16 protein-coding genes are annotated in these 13056 nt (G+C 68.5%); 6 read left to right on the top strand and 10 right to left on the bottom strand.

Annotation, left to right across the window (positions count from 1 at the left end; genetic code table 11):
* Positions 1 to 6: 6 nt before the first annotated feature.
* On the bottom strand, positions 7 to 1017 hold the full coding sequence (locus tag E2170_RS05385; protein ID WP_132999569.1) for an NAD-dependent epimerase: 1011 nt from the start codon (positions 1015 to 1017) through the stop codon (positions 7 to 9).
* Positions 1018 to 1078: 61 nt separating this feature from the next.
* Positions 1079 to 1693, bottom strand: coding sequence for a DNA-3-methyladenine glycosylase (locus tag E2170_RS05380; protein ID WP_132999568.1), 615 nt, complete (start codon positions 1691 to 1693; stop codon positions 1079 to 1081).
* A 96-nt stretch (positions 1694 to 1789) separates the two neighbouring features.
* On the opposite strand from E2170_RS05380, the gene E2170_RS05375 reads away from it, so the two are divergent.
* Positions 1790 to 2344 carry a DUF2058 domain-containing protein gene (locus E2170_RS05375; protein ID WP_132999567.1) on the top strand — a complete coding sequence of 185 codons (555 nt, stop codon included), beginning with the start codon at positions 1790 to 1792 and terminating at the stop codon, positions 2342 to 2344.
* A gap of 72 nt (positions 2345 to 2416) precedes the next feature.
* Here the strand turns inward: E2170_RS05375 and E2170_RS05370 are convergent, their stop codons facing one another.
* Positions 2417 to 3298, bottom strand: a complete 882-nt coding sequence (locus E2170_RS05370) for a MerR family transcriptional regulator (protein WP_207914919.1) — start codon at positions 3296 to 3298, stop codon at positions 2417 to 2419.
* Between the two features lie 95 nt (positions 3299 to 3393).
* Between E2170_RS05370 and E2170_RS05365 the strand changes: the two genes are divergently transcribed.
* From E2170_RS05365 to E2170_RS05345, 5 genes are all read left to right on the top strand, one after another.
* Positions 3394 to 3927, top strand: a complete 534-nt coding sequence (locus E2170_RS05365) for a fasciclin domain-containing protein (RefSeq protein ID WP_132999565.1) — start codon at positions 3394 to 3396, stop codon at positions 3925 to 3927.
* A gap of 35 nt (positions 3928 to 3962) precedes the next feature.
* Entirely contained in the window at positions 3963 to 4196 is a 234-nt protein-coding gene (locus E2170_RS05360) for a DUF378 domain-containing protein (RefSeq protein ID WP_132999564.1), read from the top strand.
* 7 nt (positions 4197 to 4203) lie between these two features.
* The gene (locus tag E2170_RS05355; RefSeq protein ID WP_132999563.1) at positions 4204 to 5625 is read left to right on the top strand and encodes a cryptochrome/photolyase family protein; all 1422 of its coding nucleotides are present in this window, start codon (positions 4204 to 4206) and stop codon (positions 5623 to 5625) included.
* Positions 5626 to 5732: 107 nt separating this feature from the next.
* The gene (locus tag E2170_RS05350; RefSeq protein WP_132999562.1) at positions 5733 to 7667 is read left to right on the top strand and encodes a zinc dependent phospholipase C family protein; all 1935 of its coding nucleotides are present in this window, start codon (positions 5733 to 5735) and stop codon (positions 7665 to 7667) included.
* A 9-nt stretch (positions 7668 to 7676) separates the two neighbouring features.
* Positions 7677 to 8840 carry a hypothetical protein gene (locus E2170_RS05345; protein WP_132999561.1) on the top strand — a complete coding sequence of 388 codons (1164 nt, stop codon included), beginning with the start codon at positions 7677 to 7679 and terminating at the stop codon, positions 8838 to 8840.
* Between the two features lie 24 nt (positions 8841 to 8864).
* Here the strand turns inward: E2170_RS05345 and E2170_RS14135 are convergent, their stop codons facing one another.
* The 7 genes from E2170_RS14135 to E2170_RS05310 form a co-directional block, all read right to left on the bottom strand.
* Complete coding sequence (locus tag E2170_RS14135) at positions 8865 to 9200, bottom strand: excalibur calcium-binding domain-containing protein (RefSeq protein ID WP_279432862.1); 336 nt, start codon at positions 9198 to 9200, stop codon at positions 8865 to 8867.
* A gap of 60 nt (positions 9201 to 9260) precedes the next feature.
* Positions 9261 to 9725 (bottom strand): VanZ family protein, encoded by a 465-nt coding sequence (locus E2170_RS05335; protein ID WP_132999559.1) that lies wholly within the window; start codon positions 9723 to 9725, stop codon positions 9261 to 9263.
* Between the two features lie 36 nt (positions 9726 to 9761).
* A complete protein-coding gene (locus E2170_RS05330) occupies positions 9762 to 10340 on the bottom strand; it encodes a GNAT family N-acetyltransferase (protein ID WP_165942165.1) in 579 nt (192 codons plus the stop codon).
* A complete protein-coding gene (locus E2170_RS05325) occupies positions 10337 to 11065 on the bottom strand; it encodes a sugar transferase (protein ID WP_132999557.1) in 729 nt (242 codons plus the stop codon). The genes E2170_RS05330 and E2170_RS05325 overlap by 4 nt, the downstream gene beginning before the upstream one ends.
* A gap of 84 nt (positions 11066 to 11149) precedes the next feature.
* On the bottom strand, positions 11150 to 11599 hold the full coding sequence (locus E2170_RS05320) for a PIN domain-containing protein (protein WP_132999556.1): 450 nt from the start codon (positions 11597 to 11599) through the stop codon (positions 11150 to 11152).
* On the bottom strand, positions 11586 to 11819 hold the full coding sequence (locus E2170_RS05315; protein ID WP_132999555.1) for an AbrB/MazE/SpoVT family DNA-binding domain-containing protein: 234 nt from the start codon (positions 11817 to 11819) through the stop codon (positions 11586 to 11588). Before E2170_RS05315 ends, E2170_RS05320 begins: the two co-directional genes overlap by 14 nt.
* Positions 11820 to 11858: 39 nt before the next feature.
* Positions 11859 to 13046 (bottom strand): UDP-N-acetylglucosamine 4,6-dehydratase, encoded by a 1188-nt coding sequence (locus E2170_RS05310; RefSeq protein WP_132999554.1) that lies wholly within the window; start codon positions 13044 to 13046, stop codon positions 11859 to 11861.
* Positions 13047 to 13056 lie beyond the last annotated feature (10 nt).

Here is a 13056-nt window from a genome sequence, read left to right as displayed (position 1 = left end):
AAAGCGTCAGGCCCGGTAGTAGTCCTGGTACCAGCGCACGAAGTTGGCCACGCCCTCCTCCACCCCGACCTGCGGGCGATAGCCCACGTCGGCCACCAGGGCGGAGACATCGGCCTCGGTATCGGGCACGTCGCCGGCCTGCAGCGGCAGCAGCTCCATCACCGCCTTTTTGCCCAGGCACTGCTCCAGCACCTCGATGTAGCGCAGCAGCTCCACCGGCTCTTCGTTGCCGATGTTGTAGATCCGGTACGGCGCCACGCCGCTGCAGCCCGGATCAGGGGCTTCGCCCTTCCACGCCGGGTCCGCCGCCGGCACCCGGTCCAGCGCGCGCACCACGCCTTCGACGATGTCGTCGACGTAGGTGAAGCTGCGGCGGTGATGGCCGTGGTTGAAGACCTTGATCGGCTCGCCGGCCAGGATCGCCTTCGTGAACAGGAACAGCGCCATGTCCGGCCGTCCCCAGGGCCCGTACACGGTGAAGAAGCGCAGGCCCGTGCATGGAATGCCGTAGAGGTGCGCATACGAGTGCGCCATCATCTCGTTGGCCTTCTTGGTGGCCGCGTACAGCGTCAGCGGATGCTCGGTGCCCTGGTGCTCGTTGAACGGCATGTCCAGGTTGGCGCCATAGACCGAACTCGTCGAAGCGAACACCAGATGCTGCACGCCGTGGTGGCGGCAGCCCTCCAGGATGTGCAGGGTGCCGGTGACGTTGCTCGACACGTAGACGTGCGGGTTCTCCGCCGCATAACGCACGCCCGCCTGCGCCGCCAGGTGCACGACGCGATCAGGCTTGTGCTTCGCGAAGACATCTTCCACCGCGCCCCGGTCGGACAGGTCGGCCTGCACGTGGGTGTAGCCCGGATGGTCCATGAAGCGCGCCAGCCGCGCCTTCTTCAGGTTGACGTCGTAGTAGTCATTGAGGCTGTCGAAGCCGATGACTTCGTCCCCGCGCGCCAGCAGCTTGAGGGCGACATGGCTGCCGATGAAGCCGGCGGTGCCGGTGACGAGGACTTTCATGCGCGGAGGCTCCGGGGAAAACATGGATGATATCGCCCCCGGGCAGCAGGCAGGCTCGCGATCACGAAGCCCGCCGCCGCCCCGACACGTGCAGGTGGCCTGGCACGTGCCAGCGCCAGGGAAGCTCGACCGCACGGCTGATGCCGATCCTCGGCCCCACCGCCGGCCTGCGCGGCGGTGGCATGCCGTCGGAGACGATGCCGATGCCCCGTTCCGCCGTGACCAGGTCGGCGCCGTCCAACTCCCGCGTGATGCCCATCGCCTGCGACAGCTTGCCCGGCCCGCTGGCCAGGTCGCGGTCGCGGCGCGCCGCCGGCCGCAGCGGCCGCATCACCTCCAGCCCGCGCAGCGGCTCCATCGCGCGCAGCAGCACGCCCGTGCCCTCGCCCACCTCGCCGCAGACCGCGTTGCTGCCCCAGTGCATGCCGTAGGTGAAGTAGACATAGAGATGCCCGGCCTCGCCGAACATCGTCGCGTTGCGCGCCGTCATTCCGCGGAAGGAGTGCGCCGCCGGATCCTCGCTGCCCGCGTAGGCCTCGACCTCGACGATGCGGCCCGCGCGGCCGTCGGCGCGGACCAGGATCTTGTTCAGCAGCTCGGGCGCCACCAGCGTCGGATGCCGCCGGTAAAAGTCACGCGGAAGCAGCTGCCAGTCCGGTTCGATCGATGCGAGCACGCTCAGGTCCCAGGTACATCCCGACCGTGATCATCCACGATCGGGGGTGCAGTCGCGATTATGATTGGATACGGACACGCAGCAAGAAGTCGAGACATGGCAAAGGGAAACCCGCTCCAGGAACAGCTGCTCAAGGCGGGCCTGGTCAAGAAATCCAAGCTCGCCGAAGTAGCGCGCGAGCAGAACAAGGCCCGCCACGGCAAGAAGCCGTCGGGTCCCAACGAGATCCAGCGGGAGGCCGAGCGCGCGCGCGTCGAGAAGGCCGAACGCGACCGCGCCCTGGAGGCCGAACGCAAGGCCCAGGCGCGCGTTGCCGAGCTGCAGGCCCAGGCGCGCCAGATCATCGAGGACAAGAAAGTGCCGCGCAGCGGGGAAAGCGAGTACCGCTTCACCGCCAACGGCGCGATCCGCAGCCTGCTGGTCAATGAAGAGCTTCGCGGCAAGCTGTCATCCGGCGCCCTGGTGATCGTCGCCATCGGCGACCGCTACGAACTGCTGCCGCGTCCTGCCGCCGACAAGGTGCGCGAACGGGCACCGGAGATGATCGTGCTGGACCATGGCCAGCCCGGCGATGCCCCGGACGAAGCCGCCAGCCCCGAAGACGACGCCTACTACGCGCAGTTCCAGGTCCCTGACGATCTGATCTGGTGAGTCGCAGACGCCACCGTCCGCCAGCTCGCACCCTTCAGTACATGCCCGACCCTGATTCCGTCGTACGAACGGTCAGCGCCGCCCGCGCCGCGACAGCCGCGCTAACGCGCCGGGATCGGTCACCGCCTGGATGCGCGTGATGCCCAGCGCCTCGGCAAGGTAGCGCGCGTTCGCGCCGCCGACCCAGACCGGCACCGTGGGATCCAGCGCGCCATCGAGCACGCGCAGCTCGGCCAGCGCGGCGGGCGCCTGCACCGGATCGATCGAGCTCAACGCCACCGCCGCCGCACCCAGCCGCGCGGCCACGCGCGCGATCTCCAGCGCCGGCAGCTCCGTGCCCAGGTACAGCACCGGGATGCCGGCCTCGTAGCCATGCAGCGCCGCCCCCAGCAACCCCAGCTCGTGGCCCTCGCCCGGCAGCGTCGCGAACAGCACCCGCGGCCGCCGCTCGCGCGGATGCTGGTTGAGCACCGACAGCAGGCGCGCCCGCAGCAGGCTGCTGACCAGCCGCTCCTGCGCGATCGCCAGGCGCCCGTCGGCCCAGCGCACGCCCACCTCGCGCAGCAGCGGCGCCACCACGCGCGCCACCAGGACCGGCACCGGCAGGGTCGTGATCGCCACCGACAGCTCGCGGTCGAACACATCCACCTGGTAATCCGCGATGGCGTCGAGCATCCGCCCGGGCAGCGTCTCCACGCCGCCGTACCCGGCCTGGTGGCCTTCTTCCAGCAGCGCCTCGAGGGCGTCGTCGTCCAGCCCCGCCACGTCGCGGATCGGATGTCCCCGGTCGGTCAGGCGATGCAGGCGGGTGAGCCGCTCCACCATCGCCGCGTCGTACAGGCGCCGCCCCTTCGCATCCCGGTGCGGCGCGACCGCGGCATGGCGCCGTTCCCACGCGCGCAGGGTTTCGGGTGTGAGCCCGCTCAGCTCGGCGGCGGCCTTGACGGGAAACATGCTCGCGAATGTACAACACATGTACATGTATAACTTGTACAGAAATCTAACCGGTCGGGGCCGAGACTGGCGCCCTGACCCACCGGAGAGATCCCATGACCCGTTCCACCGCACCCATCCGCACCCTGGCCATCGCCCTTGCCCTCGGCCTGGCCGCACCGCTCGCCCTCGCCGCTCCCACCGCGGACAGCGCCAGCCCCGCCCAGACCCGCGCCCAGGCCGACATCGTCGACACCGCCATCGCCGCCGGGCAGTTCAAGACCCTGGCCGCCGCGCTGCAGGCCGCCGGCCTGGTCGACACCCTCAAGGGCGCCGGCCCGTTCACCGTGTTCGCACCGACCGACGCCGCCTTCGCCGCGCTGCCGGCCGGCACCGTCGACGAACTGCTCAAGCCCGAAAACAAGGACAAGCTCGTCGCCATCCTCACCTACCACGTGGTGCCCGGCAGCTACCCTGCCGCCCGCGTGGCCGCGATGGACACGGCCACCACCGTCAATGGCGACAGCGTCGACATCCGCGCCACGGACGGCGGCGTCACCGTGGACAGCGCGACCGTGGTCAAGGCGGACGTGACCGCCAGCAACGGCGTCATCCACGTCATCGACAGCGTCCTGATGCCGGGCAACTGACCCGCGCCTTTTCCCTGGCAACCTGGAGACATCGCATGAAAATCCTGAACATCGTGACCCTCGCGCTGGTCATCGTCGGCGGCATCAACTGGGGCCTGGTCGGCGTCGCCCAGTTCGACCTGGTGGCCACCCTCTTCGGCGGCCAGGACGCGCTGCTGGCGCGCGTGGTCTACGTGCTGGTCGGGCTGTCGGCCCTGTGGCAGATCCTCCCCCTGCTGCAGGCCGGCAGCGCCGGCGAGGTGGGTTCAGAAGCGCGCCGCCGGGCCTGATCCTGCCTTGACCCGTCCGACCGCGCTCATCTGGTTCCGCAGCGATCTCCGCCTGCGGGACCAGCCCACGCTCCACGCCGCCCTGCGGGCCGGGTTCGCCCCCCTCCCGGTCTACATCCACGCGCCGCATGAGGACGGCGCGTGGATGCCCGGCGCGGCGTCGGGCGCCTGGCGGCACCGCTCGCTCATCGCGCTGGATGCAGAGCTGCGGCAGCGTGGCTCCCGCCTGCACGTGTTCGCAGGTGACAGCCTCGCTGCCCTGCAGGCCGCGGCCGCCGCCACCGGGGCGGCCGCGGTGTTCTGGAACCGCCGCCACGAGCCGGCGATCGAAGCGCGGGACACCGACATCCGCCGCGCGCTGCGCGCGCAAGGGCTGCGCGCGGAGGCGTGGAACGGCAGCCTCCTGTTCGAACCCTGGCAGCTAGAAACCCGCGCAGGCGATCCCTATCGCGTGTTCACGCCGTTCTGGAAGGCCGCGCTGGCCGCGTGGAAGCCGCAGCCCACCCTGCACGCGCCCGACCAGCTCCCGCACTTCGACGCGCTGCCGGGCGAGACCACGATCGATGCCCTCGGCCTGCAGCCGACCCCGCGCTGGGACGAGAGCTTCTGGCACCACTGGACGCCCGGCGAACGCGGCGCCGAGGCCGCCCTCGAGGAGTTCGCTGCCGCCGGCCTGCACGACTACAACAGCGGCCGCGACCGCCCCGACCGCGCCCTCACCTCGCGCATGTCCCCGCACCTGCACTTCGGCGAGATCGCGCCCTGGCGGATCGTCGAAACGCTGGCGGACGCCGGCCCTCCGGACGAACGCGCGGCCTACGTGCGCGAACTGGGCTGGCGCGAGTTCGCCCACCACGTACTGCACCATTTCCCGCAGACGCCGGACGCCAACTTCAACCCGCGCTTCGACGACTTCCCCTGGCTCCAGCCCGATCCCGCCCTGCTGCAGGCGTGGCAGCGCGGCCGCACCGGCGTGCCCATCGTCGATGCCGGCATGCGCGAGCTCTGGGCCACCGGCTGGATGCACAACCGCGTGCGCATGATCGTCGCCAGCTTCCTGACCAAGAACCTGCGCATCCACTGGCGCCACGGCGCGCGCTGGTTCTGGGACACCCTGGTCGACGCCGACCTCGCCAACAACACCCTGGGCTGGCAGTGGGTGGCGGGCACCGGCGTGGACGCCGCGCCCTACTTCCGCGTGTTCAACCCCGTGCTGCAGGCGCGCAAGTTCGATCCGCAGGGCGAGTACATCGCGCGCTGGGTGCCGGAGCTGCGGGCGCTGCCGGCGAAGGCGCGGCACGCGCCGTGGGAAGCGGCGGCGGCGGAGCGCGCGGGGATGGGGGACTATCCGGCGAGGCCGGTCGTGGATCTGGCCGCGAGCCGGGCCGGAGCGCTGGAGGCGTTCGGGGGAATGCGGCCGCAGCGGTAAGGGCCTTGCAGGGCTGACCGTCATGGGCGCCCACCGGGGCTGACCGATCCGGAACAGACCCTGCGTTGGCTTCCACGCAGGGGTGTCCAGAAAAGCCGGGAGGCTTCATGTCCGGACCCGCTCTGCACCACCTGCTCGGGGAACAGCTCCGGGCGGCCATCCACGCCGGCTCGGGCCTGGGCCAGGACGCGGACTACGCAACGCTCCAGGCGCTGCTCGACGATCCCGCCAACCTCCCCTACTTCTTCCTCGGCTGCCAGGGTCCCGACATCCTGTTCTTCAACACGCGGGACTGGACCGACCTGCCGGTCGCCGACTTCGTCAACGCCTACCACGAGGTCTACGACCGCATCGAGGCGTTCCGGCAGTCCATCCTCGAACTGGTGCCGGACGAAGTCATCAGGGTGATCGAAACGGCACAACTCGCCGCCGACCAGGTCATCACCTCCTCGTCCACGCTGACCGAGGTCACCCAGCTGCTGCAGCAGATGCAGCAGGTCGTGGATGCGCTGGGCGCCGACATCATCGAGATGACCAAGCGCTACGTTTCCGAGCTGTCCCTCATGGACGTACTCAGCAGCCCGCTCGGCGACGGCGAGGAACCCGGCAACTGGTGGTGGTTCGACGCGCTCCACTACCGCAAGACCAACCGCTATCTCGAAACGCTGTTCAGGAACGCGCGACAGAGCGACGACAAGCGCCTGCTGCTGTACGCGCTCGGCCACCTGACGCACTTCACCACCGACGTCGTCGGCCATCCGTTCGTCAACGTCAATTCCGGCGGCCCGTACCGCAACCACGGCCAGCGCCACAAGACGGGCGAGAACTACCAGGACGTCTGCCACCTGCACGCCTTCGACACCCGCGACCTCAACACCTCGAAGCTGCACATCTTCTACAACTTCAATTTCGATGGCACACCGTCGCCGGATGCGCACACCGTACTTCCCGGCGCGCTGGCGCAGCTCATCGTGGACACCATCAACGAGGTCTACCCTGCGCAGGACGGCGCGTACGGAAGGCCGATCGGCACGGCCGACATCGACAGCGCCTACCGCTTCTACTACCGCTGGTGGACCAGCGCGACCGACACCGGCGTGCTCCCGCCCCCCGTCCCCTATTCCCTGAGCGCGGAGATCGCGGAAGTGTGGGAGAAGGCGACGGACAACCTGGGTGCGGTCGGAGAGATGCTCGCCGACGCCATCAACTCGGCGGGAAGCTTCAGCATCCTGTCCATCTTCAAGGCCCTGGCCGCGGCGCTGCTGGGCGCGGTCCTGGCCGCGGCCGCACTGCTTGACGCCCTGATCGGCATGCTGGCCACGCTCACGACGGCGGGGATCCGTGCCGCACTGAGCCTGATCTACGACCACCTGTACAACGCCTTCCAGACCTTCCGCCTTGCCGTCGCGCTGAAGGGGCTCGCCTACCCCATGCAGCAGCATCTCGATGAACCCAGGTTCCACCAGTTCCAAGACACCGGCAATCCCGACTCCACCCTCCGCTCGGCGATCAACCTGCGCGGCCACATGCCCGCCCGGGACATGGCCGCCGAACTGGCGTGGACGGACTGGGAGAAGTACTTCAACCTCGAACGTCACCTGATCTATCCGGATTCCGGGCCCGAGTTGCGCAGCACCCGCGAGGCCCCGCTCAGTTACTTCTCGGCGACGCCGCTGCACTACCTGTTCGGGCGCATCCCGCTGGACCAAGAGTTCATCGAGCGTCTGACGGCGCTCGGGGCCGCTTCGGATCCACCCGAAGATGGTGACGACGCGATGCGCCTCGCCGAGCTGCAAAGCCTGGCCGCGGATCGCGGCAGCGCCACGCTCGGCAACGCGCTGGATCTCACCGCGGAGATCCATGCCCGTGTGGCACGTGGCGACCGGGTGCCTGCCTTCAACCTGGATGCGGACCGCGGATACGCCTACCTCTGCTGGGCGCAGGTGAAGGACGCCCGTGCCGACCCCCCGAACCACCCGTCGGAGCTTCAAGGCGGCACCAGCCAGTCGCCGGTGCGCATCACCCTGCTTCCGCAGACCTGAGGACCCGCCATGCCCACCGATACGACCCGCGCGATGGAGGCCTACGTGCAGGAACTCCGCGAGTCGCGCGAACGGTACCTGGATGAAGCCGTGCCCGCCCTCGCCGAGCGCGCACGCAGCCGCGGATACCGCATGCCACCGCGGGAATTCAGGGACACCTCGTTCCTGCACATCCGCTCGCAAGCCGGCGATACGGGCGCCCGCCCGCTGGTCGGCGGGGTGCACTGGCACTCGCCGGACATCCAACTCTATCCGGCCCATGCCTTCCCCGGTCCGGGCAGCCACACCAATGAGCTGGTGGCAGGGCGGTCCTACCGGATCGTGGTGCAGATCCACAACGGCGGCGACCTGGCCGTGCCCTACCCCAAGCTGGAGCTGTTCCTGAGCGACCCCACGCTCGGCTTCGACACGCGCTTCTCCACCCACATCGCGACCACCCAGCACGAAGGCATCCTGCTGCCGGGCAGCAGCGGCCTCGTCCAGCACACCTACCGCGTGCCGCACACCGAATCGGGCCACAAATGCCTCTTCGCGCGCCTCTGGTCGTTCAGCCCGCCCGACCTGCCCATCGACCTCCATGCACTGGACCCGCGCATCGACCAACGCGTCGCGCAGCAGAACCTGCACATCGTCGGCCAGGGACAGCCCTACGCCTTCCAGATCGTGCATCAACCCAACGCAGCCGACCTGATCGAACTCGTCGCGCTGGAGCGGGACGAACTGCTCCGGCTACCACTGCCAGCCCTGGCCAATCACCGGGTGCGCGAGGACTCCGGCCGGGAGCGGGAGCTGCTGCGCCGGGTCGAGATCATGACGCTGGGAGAAGGACGCGGCAGGCTCGAGCCCGACCGCACGGGATTCCGCTTCACCAGCGAGGGAGATGGCCCGAGGCTCGAGGAGCAGTTCGCGCTGCTTCGCGACCTTACGGCCACGTTGTCCGGCAGCCACATGGAACATGGCGCGGCGGGCGCGCGCGAACGCTACGGGGCGCTGCGCACGGCGTGGCGGAAGATGAACCTGTCGAACACCCGGACACAGCTGGCCATGAAGGTGCCGGACTTGGGGCTGCAGCCGGGCGAGGCTGCTGCGTTCTCGATCGTCTGCAGGAGTGAGGGGACGGGGACGGTGCGGGGTGGTATCACGCTGGTGGTTACGGGTTCCGACAGTTCTTGAACTGCTCCGCAGAGGCAGCAGCCCCTACCTCCCCCGATACGGCTCGCACCCCACCCCATCGTTGTCCCGATCCAGATGCGGCCCATACCCGGGCTCCCCTCGCCTGACCGGCGCCGCGCCCGCCGCGCGCGCCTCCGCGCAGTTGGCGAAGGGCCGCGTCCTTGGCGCAGCCCGCGCAGGCGCCGCACCGTCAGACGCAGGCCTCTGCAACTCCTGCCTCGGCACGGCCGGACGCGAGGCTCCGGCATCCGGCCCTCGATGGCAGTGGTATTCCCCGGTGCTTCGATTGGTATGGCAGCCATGCTTGTCCAGGCCACCGCTGTGCGCGGCGGCCGGGCCTGCGGCGAACAGGATCGCCATGGCTGCAGCCAGCATCAGTCTGGTCATGCTCCCCCTCCCTCCGACACTCCGCGATCGCAACTAACGCTGTTCGCGTCGCCGCCCGGCGACCCATCGCACCCCGATCCCCATCACCACCCCAACCATCCCACCCGCCAGATTCACCAGCACATCATCCACCCGCGGCTCCCTGGACGGCGTCAGGCCTTGCGCCAGCTCCGCGGCCACCGCCAGCCCCACCACCAGCATCCAACCCTTCCACCCGCGCAGGTCCGCCCGCGCCAGCCACAGCAGCAGGCCCAGCCACACGAAGATCAGGAAGTGGGTCCAGTCGGAAACGCCCCAGGGTGTATGCGCCGCAAGCCGCCGCAGGAACAGCTCGCCATCGCGCCCAATGAAGCCGGTGATCTGTTCCCCCGGCATGAACAGCAATCCGGAAACCAGCATCGCCGACCCAAACAGCAGCACCCGGGCCACCGGGCCCGCGCGCCGCGCCAGGACCACGCCAACCACCAGCGCGACCACCGCCAGCAGGATGTCGGTCATCAACACGCGTCGCAGCCCCCGCAACGCGGCATCCGGTCAAACCCGATGCACATATACCTTCGACGTCTCACCACCATGCACCTCCACCTCGCCGGCCACGGTCGCGCCCATGCGCTGGTAGAACCGGTGCGCCGGCGCCAGCGCCTCGCCCACGGTAATGCGGAACGCATCCACTCCACGCTTCCGGAAATCTTCCACGAGCCGTCGATACAGTCCGTCGGCCACCGCCTTCCCGCGCCACTCCGGCGCCACGGCCAAACTGAGCAGCTCTGCATCCGGCAGTCCTTCGGGCAGGCCACCGTCACCGGAGTAGCGGACGATCTCGAGGATCCGCCGCACCTTGGCCGGCCGCAGCATCGCCGGTGCCAGCGCCAGGCCCAGGCGCATCGGACTGCGCATCATCCGGCTGTAGATCGGCCGCATGCCCACGCCACCGGTGATGAAGCCCTGCACCTGGCCCCCATCCTCGGCGACCAGCAGCGTGGCTCCCTCCGTGCGATCGATCGCTTCGTACATCAGCGCCAGGAAGCCTTCGCCCAGCGTGGCAAGGAAGCCCTGGTCCAGGCAGCGCATGTGCAGCCTCGCCACCTGGCGGTAGCGCTCGCGCGGTGTCATTCCGATGCCGATGTGCGAGCTGCGGCTACAGTCGCAGCCGAGACGGGCGCGCCCACCGCCCCACCCGCCGCCACCAGCTCCGCAGGCGGCATCGGCAATCCGCGGAACACGCGCCAGAACACGGTCGAGCCCGGCACCAGCACCACCCATGCCGTCACCACGATGCAGCACAGGTACGTCCACAGCCCCTGGTTCGCCACGTACCACTCTTCCAGCAGGCCCTTGTAGGGCATGATCACGTCATCGTAGAAGCGCTCGGGTTCGGCGCTGGCGTGCATCAGGTCCTCTTCGTCGCGGAAGACGATGGAGCCGATTCCGGACAGCCCCGGGCGCACCTTCATGATTTCGGCCTGCGATCGCATCGGGAATGCGTCGAAGCAGCGCTGCGTCTGCGGGCGCGGGCCCACGATGCTCATGTCGCCCTTGAAAATGTTCAGCAGCTGCGGCAACTCGTTGATCTTGGTCTTGCGCAACCAGCGGCCCAGCGGAAGCACGCGCGGGTCGTGCTTCACGGTCACGGTCCCGGTGCCCAGGTTCGGGCTGTTCTTGAGCATGGTGGCGAACTTGTACAGGCCGAACATGCGGCCACCGCGTCCCACGCGCTGCTGTACGTAGAACACCTCGCCCTCGCCGGTCAGGCGCAAGGCGATGGCGATCGGCACCAGCAGCGGGGAAAGCACCAGCAGGGCGAGGCCCGAAAAGAAGATGTCCAGGAAGCGTTGCATTGGCGGCCAGGGTCTCGCGAAGGCGCAGAAGCGCGAAAGGAAGAGAAATCTGCATCGTGTTCGCGTGCAGGAAGTTGCTGCGGGTCAGGGCGGCTGTTCGCGGGCGCGCGGCTCCTGCACGGAGTCGGGCCAGAACGGGTTGCGGATGCGCAGCTGTCCCGCCACCCGCAGGCCGTGATGCATATCTTCGCTCCACAGCGTGGTGCAGCCGGCCTCCAGGGCAGAAGCCACGATCATGGCGTCGTATACGCGGAACTGGTATCGCTCGGCCAGCTGCCTGCCCAGGTCGTAGGTGGTCTCCGTCAAGGGCTCGATGCGGCACGCAGTGCGGACCGTGGCCAGCACCTCGTCCACTTCGGCCCAATCCATTCCCAGCTTGCGCAGGCAGGCCAGGGTCAGTTCGTTGAGTACCTGCACGCTGACAATGCCTCCTGCCAGCAGCAGCGCCTCTACCCGCGCCGCCCGGCCGGCATCCGCCGCGGCGAAGTAGACAAGGGCGTTCGTGTCGAGGAACGCCTCGTCATTCACGCTCATGCAGCCCGTCCCGATCGAACCTGAAATCCTCGGGCAGACGGCCCCGGAACCGACGCAGGCGCTGCAGCATCTCTTCGATGCCGGGCTTGCGGCTCACGGTAAGGGTGCGGGAATCTCCCGCGAGCAGTTCGATCTCGTCGCCCTCGGCCAGCTGCAAGGTCTCGACCACGGCGACAGGCAGGCGCACGGCCAGACTGTTACCCCATTTGGCCACCTTCATTTCAACCTCCAGATATACACGCAGCGACTGTATATCTTACTACATCCTGCTATCCAGATACTTGCCCGTTTCCTTGTGGGCAAAGTCCGGGATCATGTGGTTGAAGAGGTCGACGATCTCGGGCTTGTCCCAGGTCTTGCCCGAGCGGATCGCCTCGATCGTGGTCAGGAAATACCCCAGTCGCTCGTCGTCGAACTCCGGCTCATTGAGGATCACGCCGATGTTCCCGAAGCGGTCCATGTCCAGCGTCTCGGCATCGGTGAAGAACTCCTCGAAGTCCTTCTCGCCCGTGGTGTCGCTGGCGAAGAAGTACACCGGCCACTTCTTGGCCGCGATCAGCTCGCTTGCGCGGTCACGCGCCTCGTCTTCGCTGGCGCACTCATGGGGCTTGAAGCCCAGCGACTCCAGGAACCGGACCGCGATGTCGGAGAACCGCGTCAGGTCCAGCTCCTCGCTCAGCTTCGGGAAGAAGATGTCCCGGTTGCCGCCCAGCAGGCACGAACTCAGGCACAACTCGCCGGACTCCTGCGGGGTCACGAAGTAGCGGCGCACGTCATTCGGCGCCGAGATCGGCTGCCGCTTGGCGAAGCGCTGGTTGAAACCGTGCAGCAGCGAGCCGTCGGAGAACGCCACGTTCGCGAACCGCGCCGTCGAGATCGGCAGTTCCAGGCTCGCGCGCATCAGGAACATCTCCATGATCCGCTTGCTGGCACCCATCATGTTGACCGGGTTGGCCGCCTTGTCGGTGGACACGCAGAAATACTTGCGCGCCCTGCCCGCCTGCGCCTGGGCGATGGTGCTGATGGTGTTGAGCACGTTCACCTCGATCAGCCGCATCAGGGTGAACGGATCCTTCTCGCTGCGCACGTGCTTGAGCGCGGAGAGGTTGAGGACGTAGTCGTAGCCCTGCCCCGCCGCCATCAGCGCGGCGAACTCGCGGCTGCCGCAATCGATGGCGAAGGTGCGGAAGTCGCCGTCGATGTAGCCCAGCGTGCTGCGGATGTCCCGCACCAGCTCGACCATGTTGTTTTCGCTGATGTCGACCACGTGCAGCGCACGCGGCTTGCGCTTGAAGATCTCGCGCGTGACCGCCTGGCCGATGGAGCCGGCGCCGCCGATCACCAGGAAGCGGCTGGATTGCACCAGGCCGGAGAGCTCGGCCTCGTGACGCTGGATGTCGGTGTCGAAAAGCGGCGCGGTGCGGCCGATCAGGTCAAGGATGTTCATCGGGAAAGCA

This window comes from Luteimonas arsenica, from assembly GCF_004352825.1.
GTDB classification, from domain to species: domain Bacteria; phylum Pseudomonadota; class Gammaproteobacteria; order Xanthomonadales; family Xanthomonadaceae; genus Luteimonas; species Luteimonas arsenica.
Note: the sequence above shows the minus strand (reverse complement) of the source record. Positions and strands in the feature narration are given on the sequence as shown.